Source organism: Actinocorallia sp. A-T 12471, assembly GCF_033875155.1.
GTDB lineage: Bacteria > Actinomycetota > Actinomycetes > Streptosporangiales > Streptosporangiaceae > Actinocorallia.
In genome coordinates, this window is sequence record NZ_JAWZTE010000002.1 from 127,241 (window position 1) to 153,407 (window position 26,167).

The following is a 26,167-nucleotide window of genomic DNA, read 5'->3' on the forward strand; positions in this document are numbered from 1 at the left end:
GGGATGAGGGGTTCCGGGGTGGGAGTTCGGGGGGCGGCTACGACGACGACGTGCGCTTCCACGGGGTCGCGAGCCGTTCCAGGAGGAGTGCCGCGGCGTAGAACAGCAGCCCGAGCGCGCACGCGCCGACGACGAACGCCCACGCCCTGGGGTAGGCGGTGTTCGACGCCGCAGCCGTGATGCGGGAGCCGAGGCCGTTCTGGAGGCCGCCGAAGTACTCCGAGACGACCGCGGCGATGACCCCGAGCGAGGCGGCCTGCCGCAGTCCGGTGAAGAAGAAGGGCAGCGCGCCCGGCAGGCGCACCTTCCGGTTGAACGCCCAGGGTCCCGCCGCGTAGGAGTCCATGAGCTCGGTGTGCGTCGGGTCGACCTCGCGCAGGCCGCGCAGGGTGTTGAGGAAGACCGGGAAGAACACCACGAGCGCGACGATCGCGCGGCGCGGGATGCTGCTGGTCGACTCGAACATGTTGTTCAGGATGGGCGCGAGCGCGATGATCGGCAGCGCGTTCGCGGCGGCGACGACCGGCGCGGACACCTCGCCGAGCAGGCCGAACCTGCTGGCCAGCAGCGCGGCGGCGAGCGCGAGCACGGTGCCGAGCACGAGGCCGGTGAGCACGTTGAGCCCGCTTGCCGCGCCCGTGCGGACGATGACGTCGAAGGAGCGGGTGAACTCCTTGGCGATCGCCGACGGCGCGGGCAGCACGAACGGCGCGACCCTGCCGACCCGCACGAACAGCTCCCACAGCACGAGCGCGGACACCCCGACGATGAGCGGCGCGAAGAGCGCGCGGGCCCTCACTTGTGCTCCGCGGGGGCGGGCACGGCCGGGGCGCGCAGCGCGCGGCGGACCTCGGTGACCGCGGCGAAGAACTCGGGCGACTGCCTGACGTCCTCGGTCCGCGCGCCGAGCGCGACGGGCACGATCTCGGTGATCCTGCCGGGCCGCGCCGACATGACCGCGACCCTGCCGGACAGGAACACCGCCTCGTCTATCGAGTGCGTGACGAACACGACTGTCGTGCCGGTCTCGGCGCAGATGCGCAGCAGTTCGCCCTGGAGCCGTTCGCGGGTCATCTCGTCGAGCGCGCCGAAGGGCTCGTCCATGAGCAGCAGGGGCGGCCCGTCGGCGAGCGCGCGGGCGATGGACACGCGCTGCTGCATCCCGCCGGACAGCTGCGCCGGGTAGTGCCCGGCGAAGTCGCCGAGCCCGACGAGGTCGAGCATGGCCGCCGCGCGCTGACGCCGCTCGGCCTTGCCGAGCCCACGCAGCTCGAGGGGCAGTTCCACGTTGCGCTGGACGGTTCGCCAGTCGAACAGCCCGGCCTTCTGGAAGACCATGCCGTAGGAGCGGTCCTTGCGCGCGCGGGCGGCGGGTTTGCCCGCGACGGTCACCGTCCCGGTCGTCGGCGGGACCAGGTCGGCGATGAGCCGCAGCAGTGTGCTCTTGCCGCAGCCGGACGGCCCGATCAGCGAGACGAACTCCCCCGCCGCGACGGACAGCTCCGCCGACGCTATCGCGGTGACCTCGGCGGCCTTGCCCGCGTTGAAGACCTTGGTGACCCCGGAAAGTTCGATCATGGTGTGACCCCCCTCGCGGCCAGGCGCTGCCCGAGCGTCAGCAGGCCGGTGACGGCCAGGCCGAGCAGGGCCGCGCCGAGCATCGCGGTGTAGACCTTCGCCGGGTCGGTCGTGGCCTCCCGGGAGTACTCGATGACAAGACGGCCGATGCCGCCGCGGGTGCCGGTGGAGATCTCCCCGACGACCGCGCCGACGACGGCGGCCGCCCCGGCGAGCTTGAGCGCCGGGAAAAGGAACGGCAGCGAGGCCGGGAGCCGCAGCTTGACCAGCGTCGCCCACCAGCCCGCCGAGTAGGCGTCCATCAGCTCGACCGCCTCGGGCGGCGGCGACTGAAGGCCGCGCAGCAGCCCGACCGCGACCGGGAAGAACGCAAGGTAGGCGGCGATGACGGAGACCGTCGCCCACTGCGGCATGATCGCGCCGCCCCAGCCCGCGATCGCCGGGGCGAGCGCGACGAGCGGGACGGTCTGCGACAGCACCACATAGGGCAGCAGGCCGCGTTCGGCGAACCCCGAGCGCTGCATGAGCACCGCGAGCAGCCCCCCGACGACGACGCCGACGACGAGCCCGACCGCGACGATCCCGAGCGTCGTCAGGCACGCGCTGAGCAGCACCTCCCAGATGGGCGCGCCGCCGCGCAACTCGGGTTCGCCGAGCCGGGCGAGCACGGTCCACAGGTGCGGCATCGCCTGGTCGTCGGCGCGCGGCATGACCCGGACGCCCATGACGGAGACGCCGTCGTCGGGGGCCAGCGCCTTGTATGCCTCCCAGGCCCCGGCGGCGAGCGCCACCAGGGCCAGGGAGCCGAACGCGCGTCTCACGTGGTCTTCACTCGCAGCCCCGAGACTGCCGGGATGATCTGCTCGCCGTAGACCGACAGGGTGTTCTCCTTGTCGTCGTGCTGGAGGTAGACGGCGAACTGGTCGACGCCCAGGTGCGCCAGCTCCTTCAGCCGGTCCAGGTGCGCCTCGACCGGGCCGAGCAGGCAGAACCTGTCGACGATCTCGTCGGGCACGAACGCGGTGTGGCTGTTGCCCGCGCGGCCGTGCTCGGCGTAGTCGTAGTCCTTGCGGCCCTTGATGTAGTCGGTGAGCGCCTTGGGCACCGCGCCGCCGTCCGCGCCGTACCGCTCCACGATGTCGGCGACGTGGTTGCCGACCATGCCGCCGAACCAGCGGCACTGCTCGCGCTGGTGCGCGAGGTCGTCGCCGACGTAGGCGGGCGCGGCCACGCAGAACGTGATCGCGTCGGGGTCGCGGCCCGCCTTCTCCGCCGCGTCCTTCACCGCGCCGATCGTCCACGCGACGATGTCGGGGTCGGCGAGCTGGAGGATGAACCCGTCGCCGACCTCACCGGCGACGGCGAGGGCGCGCGGGCCGTATCCGGCGACCCACATGGGCAGCGCGCCGCCCTTCACCCACGGGAAGTTGATCTCCTGGCCGCGCACGTCGGCGACCCTGCCCTCGGCCAGGTCGCGGATCGCGACGGTCGAGGCGCGCAACTCGGCGATGGTGGTCGGCTTCAGGCCGAGCGTGCGCACGGCGGAGTCGCCGCGGCCGATGCCGCAGACCGTCCGGTTGCCGTACGCCTCGTTCAGCGTGGCGAAGTGCGACGCGGTGACCGACCAGTCGCGCGTCTTCGGGTTGGTCACCATCGGCCCGACGACGACCTTCTCGGTCTTCGCCAGGATCTGGCTGTAGATGACGAACGGCTCCTGCCACAGCAGGTGCGAGTCGAAGCTCCAGACGTGGCTGAAACCCGCCTGTTCTGCCTTCACCGCAAGGTCCACGACGGCCGAGGCCGGCGGGTCGAGCTGGAAGACGACTCCGATGTCCACTGTTGTCCCCCTCGATGGTCTCTCGTGCGTCCGCGCTCAGGTGAGGTAGCTGCTCAGGCCGCGGCGCAGGTACTGCCCGTGGCCCTTGCGCCCCCGGTAGACGCCGTCCTCCAGCAGCACCGTGCCGCGGCTGATGACGGTGTCGACCTTGCCCGCTATCTCGTAGCCCTCGAAGGCGGAGTGGTCCATGTTCATGTGGTGCGTCTCGACGCTGATGCGGGTGCGGCCGTCCGGGTCGTAGACGACGATGTCGGCGTCCGAGCCCGGCGCGATGACGCCCTTGCGCGGGTAGAGGCCGAACATCCTGGCCGGGGTGGTGGCGATCGTCTCCACCCAGCGCTCGAGGCTGAGCTGGCCGTCCACGACGCCCTGGTAGAGCAGGTCGACGCGGTGCTCGACGCCGCCGATCCCGTTGGGGATCTTGGAGAAGTCCCCGACGCCGAGTTCCTTCTGGTCCTTGAAGCAGAAGGGGCAGTGGTCGGTGGAGACCACCGACAGGTCGTTCGTGCGCAGGCCGCGCCACAGGTCGCGGCCGTGCGACTCGTGCTTGGAGCGCAGCGGCGTCGAGCACACCCACTTCGCGCCCTCGAAGCCCGGCGCGCCGAGCTGGTCCTCGAGGGTCAGGTAGAGGTACTGCGGGCACGTCTCGGCGAACACGTTGCGGCCCGCGTCGCGCGCCTCGGCGACCCGCGCGAGCGCGCCGCTCGCCGACAGGTGCACGATGTACAGCGGGGTGTCCTTGGCGACCTCGGCGAGGTAGATCGCCCGGCTCGTCGCCTCGGCCTCCAGCGCGGCGGGACGGGTGATGCCGTGGTGGACCGGGTCGGTCTCGCCGCGCGCGAGCGCCTGCGCGACGAGGACGTCGATCGCCGGCCCGTTCTCGGCGTGCATCATGATCATCGCGCCGTTCTCGCGCGCCCGCTGCATGGCCCGCAGGATCTGGCCGTCGTCGCTGTAGAAGACGCCGGGGTAGGCCATGAACAGCTTGAAGCTCGTGATGCCCTCGTCGGTGACGAGCTGGTCCATCGCCTTCAGGGCGTCCTCGTCGACGCCGCCGAGGATCTGGTGGAAGGCGTAGTCGACGTGGCACTGGCCGTCGGCCTTGGCGTGCCACGCGGCGAGCCCGTCCTGGACGCGTTCGCCGGTCCGCTGCACCGCGAAGTCGATGATCGTCGTGGTGCCGCCCCACGCCGCCGCGCGGGTGCCGGTCTCGAACGTGTCGCTGGCGAAGGTGCCGCCGAAGGGCAGCTCCATGTGGGTGTGCGCGTCGACGCCACCCGGGATGACGTACTTGCCCGTGGCGTCCACGACGGTGTCGGCCGTGGTGATCGAGCCGGGCAGGGACAGCGAGACGATCCGCTCGCCGTCCACGAGGACGTCGGCGTCGATCGGGCCGGACGGGCCGATGACTTTGCCGCCCTTGACCAGAAGTGTGGTCATACGTATGCCTCCTTGGATACGCGGCGATTACGGTGCGGTGAGGTCGCCGTAGGCGTCCGGGCGGCGGTCGCGGTAGAAGGCCCAGCGGTCGCGGACCTCGGCGAGCAGCCCGAGGTCGAGGTCGCGGACGATCAGCTCGGCCTCGTGCCCGTCGCCGACGTCGCCGACGAACTTGCCCTCGGGGTCCACGAAGTAGGAGGTCCCGTAGAAGTCGTTCTCACCGAGGTCCTCGATGCCGACCCGGTTGATCGCGCCGACGAAGTACTCGTTCGCGACGGCGGAGGCGGGCTGCTCGAGCTTCCACAGGTACGACGACAGTCCCCGGCTCGTCGCCGACGGGTTGAACACGATCTGCGCCCCGTTCAGCCCGAGGGCGCGCCACCCCTCGGGGAAATGCCTGTCGTAGCAGATGTAGACGCCGACCTTGCCGACGGCGGTGTCGAACACCGGGTAGCCGAGGTTGCCGGGCCGGAAGTAGAACTTCTCCCAGAACCCCTTCACCTGCGGGATGTGGGTCTTGCGGTACTTGCCGAGGTAGCTGCCGTCGGCGTCCACGACGGCGGCGGTGTTGTAGAGGACCCCCGGCTGCTCCTGCTCGTACATCGGCAGCACCATCACCATGCCGAGTTCGGCGGCGAGGGCCTGGAAGCGCTCGGTGGTCGGGCCGGGGATCGACTCGGCGTACTCGTAGTAGGCCGGGTCCTGCACCTGGCAGAAGTACGGACCGTAGAAAAGCTCCTGGAAGCACATGACCTTGGCGCCCTGGGCGGCCGCCTGACGCGCGTATTCCTCGTGCGCCTTGATCATGGATTCCTTGTCGCCCGTCCAGGTGGTCTGGACGAGGGCGGCGCGGATGACTTCGGACATCACACTCCCCTGATCGAAGCCGTTAACAGCGACATCTTCTGCCCTTTAAGAGTCCGGAAGCTATGGCCGCAATTGGACATCCGCATTTCATGATCGTTCCAGGGAGGTTACTGACACCCTCTTGCACCTCGGGTCATTGGAGGGTCGAACAATCCGAATAGGGGAGATTTATCCGTTAATAGGAGGAAGTGCTAAAGCAGGGCCAGCAGACGGTCGCAGTGGGCGACGAGCGCGGCGCGCAAAGGCTCGGCCCGCTCGGCGAAGGAACGCTGGAACGCCGCGTACTCCGCGCGGCCCTCGGCGGTCTCGACGCGGATCGGCGGGTGGCCGAGCGCCGCCATGTCGTACGGGCTCGCCCGCATGTCCACCGCGCGGATCTCCCTGGCCAGCGCGAAACAGTCCGCGACGAGTTCGGCCGGGATCATCGGCGACAGCTTGTAGGCCCACTTGTACAGGTCCATGTTGGCGTGCAGGCAGCCCGGCTGCTCCTGCTCGCGCTGGCCCTCCCTGGTCGGCTGGAGCACGTTCAGCGGCCGCGCGGGCGGGGTGAAGAAGCGGAACGCGTCGAAGTGGCTGCACCGCACCCCGCGCCGGTCGACGACCTCGGCCACCTCCTCGGGCGGCAGCCGCAGCGGCCAGGCGGCGTGCCGGATCTCGTCCTGGCCGAGCTTGTAGACCATCGCCCACTCGTGCATGCCGAAGCAGCCCAGGTGGGCGGGGCGCGCGGCCGTCGCGGCGAGGAGGTCGCGGGTCCACGCCAGCGCCTTCGCGCGTTTGGGCAGCAGGGCGTCGAGATCGAGGGTCGCGCCGTCGGGGGTGTCGGCGTACGCCATGCCGAACTCGGCGGCCTTCGCGCCCTCGAGGACGACGCCCGCGCCCGGGTGCCAGGCCATCAGCCGGCCGGGACGGTGGCCGTAGTAGGTGAACAGGAAGTCCTCCACGGGATGGGCGCGCCCCGCCCGGCGCAGCGCGAGGTAGCCGCCGATCATGCCCTCGAGCCGGGCGCGGTGGGCCTCCGCGCGGTCACGCCAGACGGCGGCGGGCATGAGTGCGTCGCGAACCTGTGCCATGCCACGCATGTTAGGAGAGCCTGCGGACCGGGGCGGACCCTGGTAAAAGGGAGAGCGTAAAAGTGAATGCATGAGCACCTGCACGTGCAAGCGCCGTATGCGAAGGCGCTGTGCACGGCAGCGCGGCCGATGCGGCGAGGAGCGTAGATGATCCTGCGGGCCTTCAACGGGATGCCGGCCCAGTGGCTTCCGGAAGTCGAGTGGCGCGGCGGCGATACCGGCTGCGCGCTCGAGGTCGCCGGGCTGCCCGACGGCGAGGTCGCCGTGCGCAGCGCCCACCACCCCGACGGCCCCGCGCTGATCTTCAGCGCGGCGGACCTCGCCCTGTTCGTGGCGGGCGCGCGCGACGGGGTGTTCGACGACCTGTGCGCGGAACGCGGCAGGAACGAGGGCCCGGACGAGGCGCTGCGCTCGGCGTAGCGAGCGCGTCACGGCCCCGGCGGCCCTTGCCCGGCGGGCCGCCGGGAACCGGCCCGACCATCGTGGGCGGCCCCCGCCGCTAACGCAACCGCCTCGCCCATATCGTGATGGCCGCGTCGGCGGTGCGGCGCGGGACAACGCTCCCTGCCGGTCGGGACGGCGCGGCTCCTAACGTCGGACGCATGAACACCACTTCCCTCCAGACCGTCGCCTGGCTGATCATGGGCTCGACCGGAAGCGCGCCCGGCGTGCTGCGGCTCGGGAACGGACGGCTCATGTTCGAGGCGCACGGCAGGGGCGCGCTCACCCTCGGCCAGCTGCACACCCTCGAGCAGCGCAGCGGCGTGCCCGGCCTGTCCGGGCACCTCGCCGAAGGCGGCGTCGCCCCCCTGTTCGACGGGCCCGCCTCGCAGGTCAAGTTCCCCTGGTACTACTTCGGCGGCGGAATGAAGCTGTCGGTCGCGGGCTCGTCCTACCGGTTCTCCTTCCTCCAGCCGCAGAACACCCAGCTGCCCACCGAGCTGTACGACCTGCCGGGCATCGGCACGCAGATCAGCACGGGCCGCGCGGCCGGACGGGCCTGGCGCGCCGCGCTCACCGCCGCATAGGCGCGCGGTGTTCCGGCGGGCCGGGAACACGCGGGGGCGCTGCCGGTTCCGGCGCGGGGACGGCGGCTAGGCTCGCCGCCATGACCTTCCTGGACCCCGCGGTCGCCGACTACGTGGCCGCGCACTGCACCCCGGTCGACGACGTCCTGCAGGAGCTGGCCGACGAGACGCAGCGGGTGCTGCCGGACTTCGCAGGGATGCAGATCTCGCACGACGAGGGCGCGTTCCTCACGATGCTCGTGTCCCTGTCCGGGGCGCGCGACGCGCTCGAGGTGGGGGTCTTCACCGGCTACTCCTCGATCTGCGTGGCGCGCGGCCTGCCCGAGGACGGACGGCTGCTCGCCCTCGACGTCAGCGAGGAGTTCACCGCGATAGCGCGCGCGTACTGGGACCGCACGGGCCTCAGCGACAAGATCACCCTGCGGATCGCCCCGGCGATCGAGACCCTGCGCACGCTGCCGGAGACCCCGTCGTTCGACTTCGCCTTCGTGGACGCCGACAAGACCGGCTACCCCGACTACTACGAGGAGATCCTGCTCAGGCTCAGGCCGGGCGGCCTGATCGTCCTGGACAACGTGCTGCGCGACGGCAGGGTCGTCGACCCGACCGCGCAGGAGCCCGCCGACCTCACGATCAAGCGGCTGAACGACACGATCGCCGCCGACCCCCGGGTGTCCGCGGTGATGCTCCCGCTGCGCGACGGCGTCACCCTCGCCCGCAAGCACCCCTAGCGCGCTAGACGGACGCGCACGCCGTCTCGTGTCCCGTGGCCATCAGGCTCATTGCCTGGTCGCGGAGTTCGGCGTCGGTGCGGCCGCTGTCGTCGGCGTCGCGGGCTGAGGCGAGGGTCCGAGCACGTCGCCGTCGAGGTCGCCGTCCTTCTCTCAGGCGGCGATCTCGGCGCTGATCCCGCGCCGCGGCCTTCTTCCGCTGGAAGAAGGCGGGGAGCGCGCGCGGGAGGACGAGGTGGGTGTACGGCTGGTCGATGGCGTCCAGCGCGCGCTGGAGGGCGCCGGAGAGAACCGCGTAGCGCGGCGGCGCGGCCGCTAGCCCGACGGCTCGCCGCCGACCCCGCGGGCGGCGAGCAGGCCCGCGCGCGGGAGCGGCGCGGCGAGGCGCGGCGGCGAGGAGATCCCGTGTCGGCGGCCGTCGGGGCGCTGTCGCACGGCGAGACGCTCCGGGAGGGCCCTGGGACAGGGCCCCACAGGAGTCGACCGCTGGATCTAGGAGGCGGGGTCCTTGGGCTCGCCGCGGCGCGCCTCGGCGAGCCACGGGCCGAGCAGCGCGTCGGTGTCGAGGCCCGCCGCGCGCAGCCGCGCGATGGCACGGTCGGCGCGCAGCCAGTCGGGCTCCTGCCTGACGACCGGCGCGGGCCGGTCCGGCAGCATCCGGCGCGCCAGGAGCACGAGGCCCGTGGCGAGCAGGACCACGACCATGAAGATCACCGGAAGCACCGTACTTTCGGTGACAGGCAGGGCGACGGGCAGGGCGACGGGCAACGCGACGGGCAGTGCCGCGAGCGGCTCGGCGGACGGGGCGACTGCGGTCATCCGTTGCCGACCTCCTGCTGGCGCGGCACGAAGTCCTCGGCGTTGACCGGGCCCCGCTCGGCGTCGCGCGCCAGCACCTCGGCGAGCGCGTCGCGCACCGAGGCGAGCCCGTCGACGAGCCGGTCGTGCGCGCGGGTCAGCTCGGTGACGCGCGAGCCGACCTCCACGTCGAGCGACGCGCTCACCCGCTCCTCGAGCTCCATCGCGCGCTGCCGCGCCTCCCCGAGGATGCGCTCGGCCTCCACGGTCGCGGCGGCGAGGCGTTCGCGCGCCTCGGCCGCCATGAGGTCGGCGAGCTCGCGCGCGCCCAGCAGGGTGCGTTCGGCCTGCCCCGCCGCCTCCGCCTTGCGCTGGTCGGCGCACTCGGCGGCGAGCCGCAGCACTTTGGCGACCGCCCCCTCGGACGGCGCGACGGACGCGCCGCCGGGCGCCTCGGTGTGGGCGCGCAGCTCACGGCGCACCTCGAAGACAAAATCGTCGACCTCACGCCGGGAGTATCCGAAAAGTCGGATGCTGAATCCCGGTTCCTCACGGACAGCCATAAAGGCGAAGCTAGGCACCGATCGCCGCCGACGACGGGGGGACTTGCGGGCCGTCTTGAATCTTTGCCGACTCCGGGTGCGGTCACGGGAAACGACATAGGATTCACCGCAAGCCACGTCCGACGACACCCCTGGAAGTCATGCCGACCACGAGGCTGTACCAGGCCGTCCTGCGCGATCCGGGCCCCACCCTGGCCAAGCGCCTGCGCAGGGCGTTCAGCACCTGGCTGGTGGCTCGGGGCTTCCCCGAGGTGCCGATCAGCCCGCACTTCGAGGCGTCGGTCAAGGGCACCAGGGCGCGGCTCGACGCCGCGCGCGGCTGCGGCAGGTTCACCGTCGAGGACGGCAGGCTGCGCACCCGCGTCACCTACGCGCAGACGATCGAGCGGATGACCGGCTGGGTCGTGGTGACCGTCGAGCAGTACGCGGGCGAGCCGGCCGAGGAGTTCGCGCCCGGCTTCCTGCCGGACTACCTGGCGACCGAGCGCGTCACCGACGGCGGCGTCCACCTGACCGGCAGGGCCGAGCAGCACGACGAGGACGGCATCGTCTACCTGCTCGGCGACCTGTGCGAGCGGCGCAGACGGGTGCCGGTCGTGGTGGTGGCCGTCGAGGGGCGCGGGGTCGCCTCGGGCCGCGCCCACGCCGAGTACCTGGCCGACCGCGTCGCGGGCGCGGCCCAGGTCGTCTGGCTGGCCGACCTGCGCGCGCAGGACAGGTTCAACGACACGGTCGGCGACGACCTGGCCGTCTACGGCGGCGGCATCCGCACGTTCCTCGCGGGCTTCCGGCCCGAGGAGGAGGACACCGACCGGCACCGGGTGATGGGCGGCAAGATGGTCAGGGCCGAGGGCAGGCCCGCGCTGGACCGTGCCGCCGGCTACATCATCGGCGAGACCGCCGGGCTGAAACTGCCCGACGAGCTCCGCGAGCCCTACCGGGTGGTGGGCCGGATCGTGCAGGGCGACGTCGAGCCCGAGGCGCTCACCGAGGCGGCGCGGCCGCAGCCGGTGCGCTCGGCGTTCATCGACGCCGAGCTGTACCGCAAGATGATGGACATGGCCAAGGCCGCGCAGGTGCCCAAACCGCGCCCGCCGCTGTCCGCGCCGCGCGCGGCCGAGCCCGCGGCCACTGCGCTTGCCGAGAACCCGGCGCTCGCCGAGCCGGAGAACGCCGAGCCCGCCGAGCCGCCCTCCCCCGCCTTCGACCTCGACGGGATCGCCAGGATCGTCGCCGACCGCGTGGTGGAGCGGCTGTCTCATCTCGCCGACACCGTCGCCAAGGCGGTGACCGAGGGGGTGCACGGCGAGCTGGAGAGCATGCTCGAACTGGTCACCTCCGACCCGCAGGAGCTCGGGCGGCACATGCGGACGATGAACAGCCATGTCGCGAGCCTCACCCGGGAGCTGAGCGAGGCGCGCGACGGCCGCGAACGCGCGGTCTCCGGGCGGGCCGAGGCCGAGTCGGAGTCCGCGCGGCTCGAGGACGAGATCGAGCGCCTCGTGGAGCAGCAGCGCTGGCTTGAGCACGACCTGGCCGAGACCGCCGCGCGCGAACGCAGGCTCGCGGTGCGGGTGCGGCGGCTGGAGAGCGAGCTTGCCAAGGCCGCGGGACCCGTCGAGATCGCCGACGAGGCCCCCGAGTCGCCCGCCTCCCTGGTGGACGCGCTGCACTTCGCCGAGTCGCTGACCCATGTGGTGGTCGGCGAGACCATGCACGAGGCGAGTCTGCTTGACCTCGCCCATCCGACGCTGCGCAGGGTCTGGGCGGGCAAGGCGTGGGACGCCCTGTGCGCGCTCGACGAGTACGCCCGGGCCCGCTCGTGCGGCGAGTTCCAGGGCGGCTTCCGCGACTGGTGCCTCGCCGAGACCGGCGGCCGCCGCGTCATCTCGGCGAACCTGCTGGCCATGAAGGAGTCCGACTCGGTGACGGGCCGCGACAAGTTCTCCGCCGTCCGCACCTTCCCGGTCCCCGACGAGGTCGACCCGTCCGGCCGGGTCTTCATGCCCGCCCACATCAAACTCCGCAAAGCGGGCACCCCCGCCCCCCGCATCCACTTCTTCGACGACGCGGGCGGCCCCACCGGCCGCATCTGGGTCGGCTACGTAGGCGACCACCTCCCCAACACCCGCACAAACTAACCCCCCAACACCCCACGTGACGCGCCACGAGCTAATCCGGTCGATGCGCCGACGGGATTGGCGGCACTCACAGTAACGCCCCCCATACAGGTTCAGGTGGGGTACTGGCAAGCTTACGTATTATCCAAGCCGAAATTGCCTCGTGCTGGAGGGCCGCCTTGGCTCACAGGCCGGTCCAGGCTTTGGCGTGTTCCGAAACTACGCGCCCGGAGCGCAAAACCAAATCCTTGGATCTCAGCACTTTATCCGGTCAGACTTCCCCGAAGGTATCCCACCACCCGTCACACCAGATTTGGCGGGAACCCAAAATGCTCGTCCGATCCACGAGTAAAGACTCGCCACATCTCGACCTTTCCAGAAGAGCTGTCGGGGAAGATTTGCAGCTGGAACGAATTGCTCATAGCTACCGAGAAGAATCCACCGTCGGCGACGGTGGCGCTTGTCACCGTGGGGCGGAACCTTCCGAGGAATCCAGTCATGGCAATCGCCCTGGTGTCGAACATGGTGTTCTTGGATGGATCCTCATCGCCCTCAGCGGGGCGCTTGCCAGGGTAGGACAAGTCGTCCGAGCCAAGGATGATCTTCGACTCGTGGAGGAATCGGAAGGGGCACTGTATGTGGATACAGATCTCGTCGCCAGTCGAAGACAGGAATTCAACTATTCCCAAGTCCGTGGCGCGGCCGACCCCTTGCGCGACCGCACCATGGAGCAGACCGACGGCCCGCTCATGTTCTGTTAGCACCTGAACAAACCTCGCCCTTCCGCTACGATCCGATCGTAATCGGATCCTTGCTTGGTGATACGGTCGTGCAACTGACGCTCCTCTGCCGGCGTCAGGTCCCGCCCTAGATTGCGTTCGATCGTACGCACCACACGCTTAAACTCCTTGTCCTGCTCCACCCTGCTCTTAGGCGCATGGCAACCATCATCGTCCAAATCACCCGAGTCCCAATCCCCCTTGAACTTATCGAACTCCCAGTTAGCGGTGCCCTTGGGATCGGGATCAGAGGCGTTATCGACTAGGACCGGGGTGTTGCCGGCGAGGGCGTAGTGGGTGTGCGGGGTGTTGGGGAACAGGTGTTGGGCGAGGCGGGCTGCGAGGCTGCGGGTGACGGCTTTGCCGTTGTCGGTGGTGGTGGAGGGGCCTGGGTGGGCTCAGGGCAGGTCGTGGGGTCGGCAGGTGGCAGGCGAGCTGAGAGCCCGGACCGTCAGGGACAGATGGCCCGGGAAAAGGGGACATGTCGGTTGGGGACGGGGTGGGGGTGTCGGCGCTAGTCTGCCGGGATGACGCCGGTTCCGGGCAATCACCAGAGGGTGGCACAGGGACTCGACCTTGTCGGCAAGGGGCTTGGGCCCTATGTCGACAAGCAGATGCGCGGTAGGCACGGGGCGCAGTGGCTCGCGCAGGTGGAGAAGGACGACACCGCGCGGCTCGGTGAGCCCGTCACGCACTCGCTTGAGGACACCGGGCTGCTGCTGCGGATCATCACCGAGGAGCCGTTCTTCGCGGAGGTGCTGCCGCAGCCGGGGGTGCGGGTCGCGCGGATCTTGCTGCGGGTGCAGGCGCGGCTTGAGGACGTCGGGTTCACCGACGCCGAGGAGGACCAGGCGCTGCGCACGATGGCGCAGATGCTGCGGCTGGTCGGCGCGCGCAAGCTCGCGGGCGAGGTGCACGAGCTGATCGCGCCGCCGCCCCCGCCGCCGCCGCGCCGCAGGAACAACGCTGCGCTGGTGCGCAGGGCGGTGCTCGGCAAGAACCCCGGCCAGCGGCGCGAGCAGCGCGGCAAGACCAGCGCGGGCCAGATGCGGCTCACCACGCTCGTGGTCGGCGCGCTCGTCGTGCTCGTCGCGCTGCAGTTCCTCGCCGACGACGCCTCCCCCGACGACCCGTACGAGGGCAAGTGGACGGATCGGAAGGTCGGCGACCGGCTCGTGCACAAGGACGGCGTCGCGCTGCCCGACGGAAGCCACATCGTGCTCCTTGAGGGCGAGCCCCAGGAGGGGTCGTTCAAGGGTGACGTCTACTTCACGGCTGGAGCGCTCTACGCGACCGACCGTCGGCTCGCCGTGCTCGACAAGGACGATGACGCGGGCTACGAGCCGTGCCAGGGCATCAAGGACTGGCTGACCGTCGCCGAGGCCGAGGACTTGGAGCGGGGGCGCAGGCTCTGCGTCGTCACCGACCGCGGCGCGGTCGCGCTGCTGACCGTCACCAGCCGGGCCAAGCCCAAGCAGAAGGTCACGTTCGACCTCGAGGTCTGGAAGGGCCCGCGGCCGACGCGCTGACGGCTCAGGCGTCCGGCCAGAAGGCGGCGTACAGGGAGTCGTCGCGGGCGACCGACCAGCCGTTGCCGCGCAGGTGCGCGAGGACGGCGTTGACGTGCCTGGCGGGCAGGTGCTCGCGGCCGGACGGCCACTCCCGCTCGATCGGGCCGAACCGCTCGCGGAAGGCGACGTCGGCCCAGGGGCCGCGCACGGTCGGCACGGGACGCCAGCCGCTGTCGCCGAAGCACGGGTGCTCGTCCACGTCGAAGGGCTGGTCGTCGGCGGGGCGCACCGCCTGCCACAGGTCGCTGGTCGACCGCGCCCGCAGATGGTCGACGTCGACGTCCTCATGCGCGCGGCAGACCAGCTCGACGTAGTAGTCGAGGCAGCGGCGGCGGTCGTCCACCTCGAGGCCGAACGCGCGGGCCTCGCCGTAGGTGCGGGCGCTGAAGGCGGCGTCCAGACGGCGTACGCCCGCCTCCGCCTCGCTGTACTCCATCAGGTAGAGGTCGCCGCCGTGCACGCCGAGAGCCAGCTCGGCCTGCGCGAGCGCCGCGCCCGGCGCTTCCGGGGGGCGGTAGTCGGACTTGTCTCCGGGGAACAGGGGATCGCCCTCGTAGACGCCGAGCAGCCTTCCCGAGCCGCGCGGGCGGGTGAGGCGGCGCGGCGGCGGGCCAGGCAGCCAGGAGCCCTCGCCGCCGCAGCTGTACAGGGTGACCGACGCGCCGGTGCCGTAGAAGGCGACGCCCCAGCCGCGCGCCAGCCAGCCGTCGACCGTGCCGAGGAAGTGCACCCGGCCTGAGACGCTGGTCAGCCCCGCCTCGCGCCACGCCTCGAGGGCGAGTTCGCGGGCGCGGTCCGCCTCGATGACCGGCGCGGGACGGACGGGCTCGGCCGGCAGGGGGTGGGTCACCAGTTCCAGGACGGGGGTCATGGCACTCCTGACACGCCTTCGGAGGTGCTGGGGTAAGGCTCGCGGCGTCTCGATATTCTGTTCTATCATCGCATAGATGTTCGGTCGCGCCAGTGGTCGCGCCACATCCCGAGCGCGACGTTCACCTGGTCCATGAGGTCGAGCCCGTGGATCTCGCTGAGCGGGAACCATTCGGCGCGGTCGGTGGAGTTGTCGGTCTCGTGCCGCAGCTCCCCGCCGGTGCGCGCCACCTCGTACAGCACGCGCAGGCCGTGGAAGTCCACGATGTCGCCGTCGAGGTCGCGGCGCGGCATGTGGAAGGAGTGCACGCCGAGCAGCCGGGTGATCCTGCCGGTGTAGCCGGTCTCCTCGGTCAGCTCGCGCAGCACCGCGTCGGCGGGGTCCTCGCCGTGCTCCAGGCCGCCGCCCGGCAGAATCCAGCGGGGCCTGTCGCCGCCGATGAACCTGGCGAGCAGGATGTTCCCGTCCTCCACGACGACCGCGTACGCGGCGACCCTGAGTCTTCTTCTGATCGTTTCGTCCACGGGCCAGAGTCTTTCACCGCGCGCGTGCGGGCGGCCGGGTCCCCACTCCCGGCCGCCCTGTCATGACGTCAGCGCGCGCCCGTCAGTTCCAGGTGGCCGAGACGCTGTAGGAGCCGCCCGATCCCGTGCCGTAGGAGCGGTTTCCGCCGTTCTCCCAGGTCACGGTGCCATTCGCGTCCTTCTTGATGAACTTGTACTGGAATGTGGTGTTCTTCGGCACGATGGTGAGCCTGCTCCACACCGGGTAGCCGGTGGCCGACAGCGGGATCGCGTGGGCCGGGTTCCACGAGCCGAGCGAAGGCAGCGAGCCGACGACGTAGACGTTCGTGCCGGGATTCGTCGTCGCGTTCACGTTGAACGTCAGCGCGGTGGCGTTGGCGTCGGCGAGGTTCCAGGAGTTGTTGACCGTGACCGCCGACGTGCCGGTGGCGACCGTGCGGTTCGGGTTGCTCTCCCAGGTGACGGTCCCGCCCGCGGTCTTCTTGATGAACTTGTACTCGACTGTCGTGTTCGCGGGCAGCGCCGCCGAACCCGTCCAGACGGGGTAGCCGGACGCCGAGAGCTGCACCGCGTTGGCGGTGTTCCACGAGCCGAGCGCCGCGGTGTTGCCGACGACGTAGACGTTCTCACCGGGGACGGTCTCGGCGTAGACGTTGAAGTTGGCGGCGACCGTCGCGGGGTTGGTCGGGTCGGTGGGGGTCGGGGTCGGGGTGGGCGTCGGCGTGGTCGGCGTCGGCGACGGGCTCGGCCCCTCGCCCGACTTGGCGTTGACGTGGACGGCGAACGCGCTGTTCGCCGGGATCGTCACGGTCGCCGAGCCGCCGGAGACGGTGACGGACGAGCCGGTGCAGCCGTCGTCGTCGGGGACGCCGGTGATGACGTCGCAGTAGACGCCGTTCGCGAGGCCCGTCTGGTAGGTCGCGGTCGACGCGCTGCCCGAGTCGTTGATGCCGATCCAGCCCTTGTCGCCCCGGCTGAAGCCGATGACGTTGCTGTTGGTCGTCGTGAAGTTCGAGACGGTCGAGACGGACTTGGCGGCGTTGTGCCAGCCGACCATGCCCTTGATGCCCGTCGTCTGGGTGAGGCAGTTCCACGCCGCGCCGCACACGGTGTCGGTGACGTAGCCGTTCCCGTCGGCCGGGGGCGACTGTCCCTTCACCGACCAGGTGAAGCTGTCGTAGACCGACGGCTTGCCGTGCGGGTAGGCGAGCGCGAAGTAGTTCGCGAGCACGTAGTCGGTGCCGTTCTTGTACGACAGGACGACCCCGTCGCGCTCGAGGTCGTGGTTGGTGACCATCGAGAACACGTTGGCGCTGGGGGCGTCGAGCGCCCAGTTGCCGACGTTGGCGAGGGCGGAGATGGAGCCCTGGAACGCCGACCTGATGCCCTTGGCGTAGGCGAAGTCGAGGACGTCACCGTTGCCGGTGAACGCCGCGGCCTGCAGCGCGGGGTTGGAGGCCCCGTCGAAGATCTCCTGGGCGACGTACGGGCGCTTGTTCTCGGCGGCGGTGTTGTTCAGCTTGCCGAGGATCGCCGCGAAGTCGGGCTTGGAGACGTGCTTGACGGCGTCGACGCGGAAGCCGTCGACGCCGAGGCCGATGAGGTCGTTCAGGTAGGCGGCGATCTTGTTTCGGACGCTCTCGTCGCCGGTCCGCAGGTCGGACAGGCTGAGCAGCTCACAGCCGGTGACCTGCGCCTCGTTGTTCCAGTCGTTGATCCCGCCGCCGGTCGGGCAGCCGCTTCCGGGGTGGTGGAAGTCGTTGTAGCCGAAGGGCACGGCCGGGTAGGAGTAGCCGGTCGGGCTGAAGGACGTGCCCGCGTAGCCGGTGGTGTAGCTGTTGTTGGTCCCGGCCATGTGGTTGACGACGGCGTCGACGTAGACGCGGACGCCGGCGGCGTGGCACGCGGTGACCATCGCGGCGAACTCCGCGCGGGTGCCGAAGCGGCTCTCGAGCTTGTAGGAGACCGGCTGGTACACCTCCCACCACGGGTGGACGCCGTCGTCGCTGGTCGGCAGGCTCACCGACTCCTGCGGCGGCGCGACCTGCACCGCGCCGTACCCGGCGGGGCCCAGGTGGTTCGTGCAGGCGGCCGAGACTGAGTCCCAGTTCCATTCCCACAGGTTGGCGGTGACGTCGCTGTCGTTCAGGGTGACGGCTGCGGTGGCGGGCGCGCCAGCGCCGAGCAGGGCCGGGGCGACCATTCCTGCGGCGAGCGCCGTCGCCAGGGTGATCCCGCGCCAACGGCGCGGTCGTCTTCTCCACTGCATGCGGATGCCTCCTCGGGAGGGCCTGTCTGAAGGGGGGTGGGACGGCCGTCCACTCGGAGCGAGAATGAATCACTAATGAAAGCAAGTCAAGAACTTGCGCAAGAAGACTGCAAGTTTGCAGAAAGTCTTGACGGGAGGGTCGCGCTCGGACGATCCTCGGGTGCCCGCTCCCGTAGACGGCCAGGGAGCGGGCACCCGGGTTTCGGGTGCGGGACTAGCCGAAGACGCGCTTGAGCTTCGCGGTCCCGTGGGCCGTCACGTACGAGACCGCCTTGCGCGCGGTCGCCGCCGGGTTCTTGCGATCGGAGAGGAAGTACCAGTCCATCCGGGTCTGCGCCCTGCCGATCTCCACGACGCCGAAGCCGTGGTCGTCCATGTTGGTCCAGCGCACGTGCCGGTTGGTGACGCCGATCGCGGCCTCGACCGCCAGGGAGGTGGTGCGGGGCCGCGCACGGAGGATGTCGTCGATGTTGTCGCTGGTCACCGACGGGACGACGAACTCCGTCGCCACCGACGGGCTGAGCGGGTAGGTCCCGGCCTTGAGCGGCACCTCGTTGGCCCAGCTCGTGTGGATGTCGCCGGTGAGGAAGACCGTGTCGCCGGCCCCGCGCGCCGTAAGCGCGCTAAGCAGGGCCGCCCTGTCGGCGGTGTAGCCGTCCCACTGGTCGGGGTTGAGGCTGACGCCGCCGGAGGGCAGGCCGAGCAGCGCGGCGAGCGGGCCGAGCGCCTCGGCGGTGAGCGACGCGAGCACCAGCGGGCTGATCATCACCGAGGTCCCCACGATCCGCCAGCGCGCGGTGCTCGCGGCGAGGGTGTCCTTCAGCCACGCCATCTGCGGCGCGCCGGTGATCGTGCGCGCCGGGTCGTCAACGGCGAGGCCGCCCGCCTGGAGCGAGCGGTAGGACCGCAGGTCGAGCAGGACGATCTCGGCGAGGTCGCCGAAGCGCAGCGAGCGGTACAGGACGCCTTCCGGGGAGAACCGTACGGGCATCCACTCTTGGTATGCCTGGTGCGAGGCCGCCTTGCGGGCCGCGTACGCGCCCTCGGTATCGGGGCTGTGGTTCTCCGCGCCGTCGGCCCACGCGTCGTTGGCGACCTCGTGGTCGTCCCAGACGATGAGCCAGGGGTGACGCGCGTGCGCGGCCTGGAGGTCGGGGTCGGTCTTGTAGCTCGCGTGACGGATTCGGTAGTCGGCGAGCGTCACGATCTCGTGCGCGGGCGCGGTCTCGCGCACGACGCTCCCGCCCGCCGAGTAGCCGCCCGTGCCGTACTCGTAGATGTAGTCGCCGAGGTGGATGACGCCGAAGAGGTCGTCGCGCGCGGCGAGGTGGCGGTAGGCGGAGAAGAAGCCCGCCTCCCAGTTGGAGCACGAGGCGACGCCGAACCTGAGGGCGTCGACCGACGCGCCGGAGGCGGGGGCGGTGCGGGTGCGTCCGGTGGGCGAGTGGGTTCCGGCGTAGGTGAAGCGGTAGTGGTAGTCGGCCCCGGGGCGCAGGCCGCGCACGTCGACCTTGACGGTGTGGTCGCGCTCGGGGCCCGTCGCGAACACGCCTGAGGCGGCGACGGTGGCGAACGCGGCGTCCTCGGCGATCTGCCAGGACACCTGGATCTGCGGTCCGGCCCCGCTGCCGGGGACGGCCTCGGGCGTGGGCGTCACCCTGGTCCACAGGATGACGCCGTCGGGCAGCGGGTCGCCCGAGGCGACGCCGTGCGCGAACAGGGGTGAGGGTGCGGCGGACGCGGCGGCCGGGGCCATGAGGGCGAGGGCGGCCCCCGTGCCGCCGAGCTTCAGGGCGTCGCGGCGGTTGAGATGGGTCACAAGCGCCGAAGGTAACGAGTGTGACGAACCTGACAACAGTTTCGGCCGCAGAAGGCCATGCCCTGTTCATCGAGCTTTCGCCCGGTTTCCTCCGGCTTCGACCGGTGTTCACCGGCTGAGGCGGCGCGGATTCGTCGGCCGAGCGGCTCCGGAGACGACACGACACGCGTGGGGTCCCTGGAAAACCCTGGAACTCCAGGGAACTTCCGGTAGCCTCCGCTGCATGTCGCACGACGTCGACCCTTCCCCCGACCCCGCGCCGCCGGAGTCAGCCGACCACCTCGAACAGCGCATCTCCGCGCTGCGCACCGAGGTGCGGCGCGCGGTCGGCCGCGGCGACCGCGCCGCCGCCCGGGTGCTGCGCGCCGAGCTGCGCAGGCTCGAGCAAGCCTGGGACACCGCCGTGATGGCCCCCGCCGCGCCCGAGCCGGAGCCCACCCGGCTGATCCCGGTCCGCGACCAGGTGCACCACGCGCTCACCCTGCTCGGCGTGCCCGCCGCGCCCAAGCTCATCCAGAGCGTCCACGAGGCTTTCTACTCGGGGCCGCTGAACGCCGGGCAGCTCACCAGCCTGCGCCGCGACGAGGAGCGCTCGTTCCGGTCGGGCCCGCACACCAGGCCGTTCTACCTGTGCGCGGCGCTCACCTCCGATCTGCTCGCGCCCGCGCGCGGGCTGCTCGCGGTGAGCACCTGGCCCGCGCCCACCCGGATGGTCGGCCCGCTCAGCCCGCGCGTCGACTTCCTCACCGCGGCCGTGCGGGTCACCGAGCACCTCGAGCGGCTCGACGCCGAGCCCGGCCCTGCCGCACGCAGGCTGCTGTGGCGCTTCGCGGCGGGCATCCCGCGCGCGACCGGCGTGCAGGGCACCGTCGACCTGTCGGCGGTGCGCGCGGCCGCGCACGCCGAGCTCGACGTGCACCGCGAGGCCGACGCCGCGCACCGCGCCGAGGCCGCCGAGCGGGCCGGACGCCAGCTCGACCCGGTCGCCCAGCTGTTCGGGGCGAGACTGCAGAACACCCGCGCGATGGGAGTCGGCTCGTGAGCGCGCTTGAAGCCGTGGAAGCACGGCTGGACAGGCTGCGCGGCGACTCACCGCCCCGCAACCACGACGCGCGCAGCATCGCCGCGCTCACCACGAACCCCGGCTGCAAGCGCCGCGCCCTGCTGGACGCCGCGGGCGCCGACAAGGCGCAGATCGCCCGCTTGCTCGGGCATCCCCCGCACTTCGGCCGGTCCCAGTTCGCCATCACGCGCGGCAACGCGTTCGAGGCGACGGTCAAGGCCGACGGCTGCGCCCCCCTGTACGGGCTGCTGCGCGACAAGCTCGGCCTGCCCGTGCCCGAGTCGGAGTACGCCGACCTCGAGGAGGTCGGCGGGAACGTCAGCCGCGAGGTCCGCTACGCCCGTACCAAGCAGCTGCTCAAGCGCGCGGTCGAGGGCGAGGGGACCCTGTTCGACCATCCGCTGCTGCGTCTCGAGGTCGGCGGGCACCCCGTCTACCTCGAGCCCGACGTGATCGCGTTCCGGTTCGAGGGCGCGTTCCACATCATCGAGATCAAGTCGTTCCCGATCGTGGACGGCCGCGCCAACCCCGAGCAGGTCGCGGCGGCGGCCCGTCAGTCGGCGGTGTACGTGCTCGCGCTGCGGCTGCTGATGGCCGAGCTGGGCTATGACGAGAGCCTCGTCGCCGACCGGGTCGTCCTGGTCTGTCCGGAGAACTTCACCAACCGGCCGACCGCGACGCTCGTCGACGTGCGCCAGCAGCTCGGCGTCATCCGGCGGCAGCTCCAGCGGATGGAGCGGATCGACGCGCTGCTCGCGGAGCTGCCCGAGGACGTCACCTTCGCGTTGGAGGACGGGCTCGGCGAGTCCGTCCAGCGGATCGACGCCAGGTACGAGCCGGGGTGCCGCACCCACTGCGACATGTCCCTGTACTGCAGGGCCGAGGCCCGCGCGTGCGGCTCTGTCGACCAGCTCGGCCGCCAGATCGGCGACCAGCTCGGCGGGATCGTCAGGGTGGACGACGCGCTCGACATCGCCAGGGGCCGTGATCCCGGCGACGAGTCGCTCGAAGAGGTCGCCGAGGAGCTGCGCGAGGCGTACCGGCTGCTCGCCGAGGTCGCGCGGTGAGCGTGCTCGGCGCGGTCGCGCGCATGAAGGCGCTGCGCGAGGGCAGGGCGGTGCCGCTGGCGAGCGTCCGGCACGTCCGCCTCGCCGAGGACCCCCTGGTCCTCATCCCGCTGAAGCTCGCGGGCGAGGCCGCCGCGCCGCTCGCGGCGATGGTCGGCAACCATCCGGACAAGGCGCGGGTGCTGATCGTGCCGCAGCCGCGCAACCGCGACCTGCGGTTCGCGTTCTTCGCCGAACTCGGCAGGGTCGTGCTCGGCGAGGTCGCCGCCGCCACCGCGACCGCCGAGACGATCGAGATCAAGCGCGGCGAGCGCAAGGGCGAGACCTACGAGCGCTACCTCGACGCGCCGCAGATCCTCGTGCCGAACCGCGCGGCGATCGACTTCCTGCGGCACGTGGGCCGGGCGACGAGGTTCCGGCAGACCGACGGCGAGTGGCCCGTCGCGCCCGAGGTGCCGGTGCTCGGCCGCTGGCTCACCTGGTTCGCCGACCGCTCGGACTACCCGGGCGCGAGCGCGCTGTGCGCGATGACCGAGGTGCTCGGCGCGCACTGGGCGTCGGGGCAGTCCTCGATGGAGGACGGGAACCTCGCGGCGCTGCTCGGCTGGATCGACCCCGGGCCGCACCTCGCCGCGCTGATGGGCGCGCCGTCGCCGGGCCGTCGGCTGACCGGCAGGGACATGGCCGCGCTCGCCGAGGACCCGCTGACGGTCCCGCCCGCAGGGCCCGCGACCGACCCGACGTTCGACAACGAGATCCTCGCGCCGATGATCTCCGCCTACGACGCCGCGCCCGACGGCCCGGCCCGCGAGCACGCCGAAGAGCTGCTGCGCGAGCGGCTTGCCGAGCAGATGGAGCCGACGTGGCGGCTGATGTGGCACGCGGTCGCGCTGCTGCGCGAGCTGCCCGAGGCCCCGCACGTGCCGAGCCGCTTCGAGGGCGACAGGCAGTCCTTCACGAACTTCGAGGAGTCCCTTGACGAGGGCGTCCCGCAGGCCCGTCATGACGGCGCGGTCGCGGCGGCACGGCGGCTCGCCTCGCTGGAGGCCGCCGCGTCCCGGTACTCCGTCCAGCGCGCGCTTGACGACCCCCTCGTCATGGCCGAGCACCGGCTGACGGGTGAGGCGTTCCAGGGCGAGGTCGAGTGGGTCGACCCCGACAACGTCAACGAGAAGGGCCTGCGCCGTCCCCTGGTGACGATCGCGACGGACGACCGTCTGCGGCTCGAGCCCGGCGCGATCGTGCACAACGCGGCGCGCACCCAGAAGGCCGAGGTCCTGGACGTCGCCTCGGGCCGGGTGACCCTGCGGATCGAGAACGGGATGGGCAACGCGCGCAAGCCGCTGCCCGGCTCGATCCCCGAGGAGGGCCAGCGCATGTGCTTCACCGCGTTCGCCGACGAGTTCCGGCCGGGCGGCTCGCTGCCCGAGCCGGAGGACACCCCCTGGACGCACGGCGGGCCGCCCGAGACGTCGCTCGAGCCGAACGAGACGACCGCCGAGGAGATGACCCATGAGCGCGCCTGACGCGCCGGGCGCGCTCGCCGACGCCGCCGTCGCGGGGGTGCTCGCCGACCTCGCCGACGGGAGCCACCGCGGCGTCGTCGTCGACTCGCCGCCCGGCGCTGGCAAGTCGACCCTCGTGGTCAAGGCCGCGCTGCACCTCACCGAGGCGGGCGAGCGGCTGATGATCGTCGCGCAGACCAACGAGCAGGTGGACGACCTGATCGAGCGGCTGTGCGCCAAGACCGCCGACCTGGTGATCGGGCGGCTGTCGGCCGGGGACTACCAGCCGAGCGACCGCGTCAAGCTGCCGAACGTGCTGGTCTCCCCCAAGATCGACGCGCTCGCCGGGGTCCCGCTGACGATCGCGACCGCCGCCAAGTGGGCGACGGTCTCCGACGGCACATGGCCGTGGGCGATCGTTGACGAGGCGTACCAGATGCGCTCGGACGCGCTGCTGCGGATCGCCGCGCGGTTCGAGCGCGCCCTGTTCGTCGGGGACCCCGGGCAGCTCGACCCGTTCTCCACCGTCGACTCCGGGCGCTGGGCCGGCCAGTCGTGGGACCCGACGCAGTCGGCGGTCTCGGTGCTGCTCGCGCACAATCCCGACCTTCCGGTGCACCGGCTTCCGGTGTCGTGGCGGCTTCCCGCGTCGGCCGCGCCCGTCGTCTCCGACGCGTTCTACCCCTACACGGGCTTCCGCGCCGGAACCGGGCACGGCGACCGGCTGCTGCGGTTCGGCGCGGCCGGGCTCGGGGCCTACGACGACGCGCTCGACATCGCCGCCGCCTCAGGCTGGAGCCTGTACGAGCTGCCGAGGCGGCACACGATCCGCACCGACGCCGAGGCCGTCGCCGCGACCGCCGCGCTGGCCACCCGGGTGCTGCACCGGGGCGCGGTCGCGACCTCAGACGGTCAGGAGAAGCCGGTGACGGCCGAGCGGATCGCGGTCGGCGCCGCCCACCGCGACCAGGTCGCCGCGATCAAGGCGCACCTGGTCGGGACGGGCATCACCGTGGACACCGCGAACCGGCTCCAGGGCCGCGAGTACGACGTCACCGTCGTGCTGCACCCCCTGTCGGGGCGCAGGGACGCCACCGAGTTCCATCTCCAGGCCGGACGCCTGTGCGTGCTCGCCTCCCGGCACCGGCACGCCTGTGTGGTCGTCGCCAGGGCGGGCATTCCGGACCTGCTGGACGCCCATCCTTCGACGGGTCCGGTCCATCTCGGGCTGCCGGTGAAGTTCCCGGACGGCTGGGAGGCCAACCAGTCGGTCCTCGCCCACCTCGAGGGCTACAAGGTGACCGTCTGAGCCGTCATCTGCGCTCGCGGCGGCTCCTGCGCGCGACCGGCGAAAGGATCTGTGCGGCCGTGACCCGCACGGGCCGGATCGCGCGCAGGAGCTCCCCGCCGAGGATGACGCCCGCGCCCAGCGCGAGCGCCGTCGAGACCGCCTCGACCAGGGTGACGAGGCCGGTCTCGGTGTGCCCGGTGGTGACCTCGAGCAGCCCCCGGTACATCAGCGAGCCGGGCATGAGCGGCGCGACGCACGGCACCACCGCGACGATCGGGCTCACCCCCCGGTAGCGGGCGAGCGCGGTCATGAACAGGCCGACCACCAGCGTCGCGAGCAGGGTGGCGGCCGCGGCGGCGACGTCGTGGCGCAGCAGGAACGTGAACAGGGTCCAGCTCACCATCCCGCCGACGGCCCCGGGCAGGACCCACCGCGGCGGCACGACGACGTGCACCGCGAACGCCGCCGAGATCACCCCGGCCGCGAGCACCGAGCTGTTCGCGGTGAGCCGCGCGAGCGGCAGGTGCTCCAGCGAGATCGGGACGCCGATCCGCGCGGCGACGTAGATGGTGAAGCCGACGCCGCTGAGGATCGCCGCGATGATGTACAGCGCCTCGATGAGCCGGATCGAGCCGGTGACGTAGTCGCCCGCGATCCCGTCCTGCATGCTGGCGACGAGCGCGCGGCCGGGGATCAGCGCGATCACCACGCCGATGATCACCGCGCCGGCGCGCACCTCGACGTCGAGCCAGACCAGCACCGCCGCGAGGGTCGCGGCGAGGGAGGCGGCGAACGCCGTCTGAAGGAACTCCGAGACGCCCCGCGCGCCGAGCCGCGCCGCCGCCCGGTCGCCCAGCAGGGTCGCCACGAACGCGCCAAGCGCCGACAGGGGCCCGCCGCCGACCAGCACCGCGCCCGCCCCGGCGAGGACGGCGAGGGTGGGCGCGTGCACCCACCACGGGTAAGGGCCGGGCCGCAGGATGATCCAGCGCAGCCGCTCCGAAGCCTCCTCGATCGTCAGCCCGTCGCGCTCGGCCTCGGCGACGAGCCTGTCGACCGCGACCACACGGGTGAAGTCCGGGACGCGGCGGCGGATGGTCCGCTCGCACGTCACCGGGGGACGCCCGTGCCCCGGCAGGTACGACACCGAGATCGCCGACAGGGTGACGTTCACCTCGGTCCTGGCGGGCATGCCGAGCGCGCGGCCGAACCCGGCGACGGCCCGCTCGACGCTCTCTGCCGACTCGCCGCCCGCGAGCATCAGCTCGCCCACCCGCAGCGCGAGTTCCATCGCCAGATAGGCGGACTGCTCCTCGGTGCGCTCCTGCAACCCCTGCCTCCCCCGCGTGAGGGTAGCCAGGCCGTCACCGGCCGCC

At 71.6% G+C, this 26,167-nt stretch carries 24 protein-coding genes; 9 read left to right on the top strand and 15 right to left on the bottom strand.

The features are described from left to right. Positions 1 to 37: 37 nt before the first annotated feature. The 7 genes from R9X44_RS05740 to R9X44_RS05770 form a co-directional block, all read right to left on the bottom strand. Positions 38 to 799 (bottom strand): ABC transporter permease, encoded by a 762-nt coding sequence (locus R9X44_RS05740; RefSeq protein ID WP_319812916.1) that lies wholly within the window; start codon positions 797 to 799, stop codon positions 38 to 40. Then, positions 796 to 1,578, bottom strand: a complete 783-nt coding sequence (locus R9X44_RS05745) for an ABC transporter ATP-binding protein (RefSeq protein ID WP_319812917.1) — start codon at positions 1,576 to 1,578, stop codon at positions 796 to 798. Before R9X44_RS05745 ends, R9X44_RS05740 begins: the two co-directional genes overlap by 4 nt. After that, a complete protein-coding gene (locus R9X44_RS05750; RefSeq protein WP_319812918.1) occupies positions 1,575 to 2,399 on the bottom strand; it encodes an ABC transporter permease in 825 nt (274 codons plus the stop codon). The genes R9X44_RS05745 and R9X44_RS05750 overlap by 4 nt, the downstream gene beginning before the upstream one ends. Next, positions 2,396 to 3,415 (bottom strand): TIGR03842 family LLM class F420-dependent oxidoreductase, encoded by a 1,020-nt coding sequence (locus R9X44_RS05755; RefSeq protein WP_319812919.1) that lies wholly within the window; start codon positions 3,413 to 3,415, stop codon positions 2,396 to 2,398. Before R9X44_RS05755 ends, R9X44_RS05750 begins: the two co-directional genes overlap by 4 nt. 36 nt (positions 3,416 to 3,451) lie before the next feature. Then, the gene (hydA, locus tag R9X44_RS05760) at positions 3,452 to 4,855 is read right to left on the bottom strand and encodes a dihydropyrimidinase (protein ID WP_319812920.1); all 1,404 of its coding nucleotides are present in this window, start codon (positions 4,853 to 4,855) and stop codon (positions 3,452 to 3,454) included. Positions 4,856 to 4,882: 27 nt separating this feature from the next. Beyond that, positions 4,883 to 5,722 (bottom strand): nitrilase-related carbon-nitrogen hydrolase, encoded by an 840-nt coding sequence (locus R9X44_RS05765; RefSeq protein ID WP_319812921.1) that lies wholly within the window; start codon positions 5,720 to 5,722, stop codon positions 4,883 to 4,885. Positions 5,723 to 5,913: 191 nt separating this feature from the next. Continuing rightward, positions 5,914 to 6,792, bottom strand: a complete 879-nt coding sequence (locus R9X44_RS05770) for a 3-methyladenine DNA glycosylase (RefSeq protein WP_319812922.1) — start codon at positions 6,790 to 6,792, stop codon at positions 5,914 to 5,916. 147 nt (positions 6,793 to 6,939) lie between these two features. On the opposite strand from R9X44_RS05770, the gene R9X44_RS05775 reads away from it, so the two are divergent. From R9X44_RS05775 to R9X44_RS05785, 3 genes are all read left to right on the top strand, one after another. After that, a complete protein-coding gene (locus R9X44_RS05775) occupies positions 6,940 to 7,212 on the top strand; it encodes a DUF397 domain-containing protein (RefSeq protein ID WP_319812923.1) in 273 nt (90 codons plus the stop codon). Positions 7,213 to 7,394: 182 nt separating this feature from the next. Then, positions 7,395 to 7,820 carry a hypothetical protein gene (locus R9X44_RS05780; protein WP_319812924.1) on the top strand — a complete coding sequence of 142 codons (426 nt, stop codon included), beginning with the start codon at positions 7,395 to 7,397 and terminating at the stop codon, positions 7,818 to 7,820. Between the two features lie 80 nt (positions 7,821 to 7,900). After that, entirely contained in the window at positions 7,901 to 8,551 is a 651-nt protein-coding gene (locus R9X44_RS05785; protein WP_319812925.1) for an O-methyltransferase, read from the top strand. 492 nt (positions 8,552 to 9,043) lie between these two features. Here the strand turns inward: R9X44_RS05785 and R9X44_RS05790 are convergent, their stop codons facing one another. Continuing rightward, positions 9,044 to 9,370 carry a hypothetical protein gene (locus R9X44_RS05790; RefSeq protein WP_319812926.1) on the bottom strand — a complete coding sequence of 109 codons (327 nt, stop codon included), beginning with the start codon at positions 9,368 to 9,370 and terminating at the stop codon, positions 9,044 to 9,046. Then, a complete protein-coding gene (locus R9X44_RS05795; RefSeq protein ID WP_319812927.1) occupies positions 9,367 to 9,912 on the bottom strand; it encodes a hypothetical protein in 546 nt (181 codons plus the stop codon). The genes R9X44_RS05790 and R9X44_RS05795 overlap by 4 nt, the downstream gene beginning before the upstream one ends. A gap of 140 nt (positions 9,913 to 10,052) precedes the next feature. Here R9X44_RS05795 and R9X44_RS05800 point away from each other — a divergent pair, with 140 nt between their 5' ends. Next, positions 10,053 to 12,053, top strand: a complete 2,001-nt coding sequence (locus tag R9X44_RS05800; RefSeq protein WP_319812928.1) for a hypothetical protein — start codon at positions 10,053 to 10,055, stop codon at positions 12,051 to 12,053. A 281-nt stretch (positions 12,054 to 12,334) separates the two neighbouring features. On the opposite strand, the gene R9X44_RS05805 is transcribed toward R9X44_RS05800, so the two are convergent. Beyond that, positions 12,335 to 12,796 (bottom strand): hypothetical protein, encoded by a 462-nt coding sequence (locus tag R9X44_RS05805; protein WP_319812929.1) that lies wholly within the window; start codon positions 12,794 to 12,796, stop codon positions 12,335 to 12,337. A gap of 572 nt (positions 12,797 to 13,368) precedes the next feature. Here R9X44_RS05805 and R9X44_RS05810 point away from each other — a divergent pair. Continuing rightward, positions 13,369 to 14,340, top strand: coding sequence for a Swt1 family HEPN domain-containing protein (locus tag R9X44_RS05810; RefSeq protein ID WP_319812930.1), 972 nt, complete (start codon positions 13,369 to 13,371; stop codon positions 14,338 to 14,340). 4 nt (positions 14,341 to 14,344) lie between these two features. On the opposite strand, the gene R9X44_RS05815 is transcribed toward R9X44_RS05810, so the two are convergent. The 4 genes from R9X44_RS05815 to R9X44_RS05830 all read right to left on the bottom strand — a co-directional run bounded on the left by R9X44_RS05815 (position 14,345) and on the right by R9X44_RS05830 (position 19,865). Beyond that, complete coding sequence (locus R9X44_RS05815; protein ID WP_319812931.1) at positions 14,345 to 15,253, bottom strand: hypothetical protein; 909 nt, start codon at positions 15,251 to 15,253, stop codon at positions 14,345 to 14,347. Positions 15,254 to 15,318: 65 nt separating this feature from the next. Beyond that, positions 15,319 to 15,777: an NUDIX hydrolase gene (locus R9X44_RS05820; protein WP_319812932.1), complete on the bottom strand. Its 459-nt coding sequence runs from the start codon at positions 15,775 to 15,777 to the stop codon at positions 15,319 to 15,321. 82 nt (positions 15,778 to 15,859) lie between these two features. Further along, the gene (locus R9X44_RS05825; RefSeq protein ID WP_319812933.1) at positions 15,860 to 18,046 is read right to left on the bottom strand and encodes a carbohydrate-binding module family 20 domain-containing protein; all 2,187 of its coding nucleotides are present in this window, start codon (positions 18,044 to 18,046) and stop codon (positions 15,860 to 15,862) included. Between the two features lie 214 nt (positions 18,047 to 18,260). Then, on the bottom strand, positions 18,261 to 19,865 hold the full coding sequence (locus R9X44_RS05830; protein ID WP_319812934.1) for an alkaline phosphatase D family protein: 1,605 nt from the start codon (positions 19,863 to 19,865) through the stop codon (positions 18,261 to 18,263). A gap of 223 nt (positions 19,866 to 20,088) precedes the next feature. Between R9X44_RS05830 and R9X44_RS05835 the strand changes: the two genes are divergently transcribed. From R9X44_RS05835 to R9X44_RS05850, 4 genes are read left to right on the top strand one after another with little or no spacing between them, the layout of a single operon-like run. Further along, the gene (locus tag R9X44_RS05835; RefSeq protein ID WP_319812935.1) at positions 20,089 to 20,907 is read left to right on the top strand and encodes a hypothetical protein; all 819 of its coding nucleotides are present in this window, start codon (positions 20,089 to 20,091) and stop codon (positions 20,905 to 20,907) included. Continuing rightward, positions 20,904 to 21,995: a hypothetical protein gene (locus tag R9X44_RS05840; protein WP_319812936.1), complete on the top strand. Its 1,092-nt coding sequence runs from the start codon at positions 20,904 to 20,906 to the stop codon at positions 21,993 to 21,995. Before R9X44_RS05835 ends, R9X44_RS05840 begins: the two co-directional genes overlap by 4 nt. Beyond that, a complete protein-coding gene (locus tag R9X44_RS05845; protein ID WP_319812937.1) occupies positions 21,992 to 23,521 on the top strand; it encodes a hypothetical protein in 1,530 nt (509 codons plus the stop codon). The genes R9X44_RS05840 and R9X44_RS05845 overlap by 4 nt, the downstream gene beginning before the upstream one ends. Continuing rightward, positions 23,508 to 24,809 (top strand): AAA family ATPase, encoded by a 1,302-nt coding sequence (locus tag R9X44_RS05850; protein ID WP_319812938.1) that lies wholly within the window; start codon positions 23,508 to 23,510, stop codon positions 24,807 to 24,809. Before R9X44_RS05845 ends, R9X44_RS05850 begins: the two co-directional genes overlap by 14 nt. Before the next feature lie 4 nt (positions 24,810 to 24,813). On the opposite strand, the gene R9X44_RS05855 is transcribed toward R9X44_RS05850, so the two are convergent. Then, positions 24,814 to 26,121 carry a threonine/serine exporter family protein gene (locus R9X44_RS05855; protein WP_319812939.1) on the bottom strand — a complete coding sequence of 436 codons (1,308 nt, stop codon included), beginning with the start codon at positions 26,119 to 26,121 and terminating at the stop codon, positions 24,814 to 24,816. Between the last annotated feature and the right edge of the window lie 46 nt (positions 26,122 to 26,167).

Excerpts from the sequence above, each read along its gene's own strand:
- hydA (WP_319812920.1), bottom strand. The coding sequence starts at position 4,855 with ATGACCACACTTCTGGTCAAGGGCGGCAAAGTCATCGGCCCGTCCGGC.
- R9X44_RS05800 (WP_319812928.1), top strand. The coding sequence starts at position 10,053 with ATGCCGACCACGAGGCTGTACCAGGCCGTCCTGCGCGATCCGGGCCCC.
- R9X44_RS05780 (WP_319812924.1), top strand. The coding sequence starts at position 7,395 with ATGAACACCACTTCCCTCCAGACCGTCGCCTGGCTGATCATGGGCTCG.
- R9X44_RS05775 (WP_319812923.1), top strand. The coding sequence starts at position 6,940 with ATGATCCTGCGGGCCTTCAACGGGATGCCGGCCCAGTGGCTTCCGGAA.
- R9X44_RS05770 (WP_319812922.1), bottom strand. The coding sequence starts at position 6,792 with ATGGCACAGGTTCGCGACGCACTCATGCCCGCCGCCGTCTGGCGTGAC.
- R9X44_RS05815 (WP_319812931.1), bottom strand. The coding sequence starts at position 15,253 with ATGACCCCCGTCCTGGAACTGGTGACCCACCCCCTGCCGGCCGAGCCC.
- R9X44_RS05765 (WP_319812921.1), bottom strand. The coding sequence starts at position 5,722 with ATGTCCGAAGTCATCCGCGCCGCCCTCGTCCAGACCACCTGGACGGGC.
- R9X44_RS05850 (WP_319812938.1), top strand. The coding sequence starts at position 23,508 with ATGAGCGCGCCTGACGCGCCGGGCGCGCTCGCCGACGCCGCCGTCGCG.
- R9X44_RS05790 (WP_319812926.1), bottom strand. The coding sequence starts at position 9,370 with ATGACCGCAGTCGCCCCGTCCGCCGAGCCGCTCGCGGCACTGCCCGTC.
- R9X44_RS05795 (WP_319812927.1), bottom strand. The coding sequence starts at position 9,912 with ATGGCTGTCCGTGAGGAACCGGGATTCAGCATCCGACTTTTCGGATAC.
- R9X44_RS05825 (WP_319812933.1), bottom strand. The coding sequence starts at position 18,046 with ATGCAGTGGAGAAGACGACCGCGCCGTTGGCGCGGGATCACCCTGGCG.
- R9X44_RS05835 (WP_319812935.1), top strand. The coding sequence starts at position 20,089 with ATGTCGCACGACGTCGACCCTTCCCCCGACCCCGCGCCGCCGGAGTCA.
- R9X44_RS05745 (WP_319812917.1), bottom strand. The coding sequence starts at position 1,578 with ATGATCGAACTTTCCGGGGTCACCAAGGTCTTCAACGCGGGCAAGGCC.
- R9X44_RS05785 (WP_319812925.1), top strand. The coding sequence starts at position 7,901 with ATGACCTTCCTGGACCCCGCGGTCGCCGACTACGTGGCCGCGCACTGC.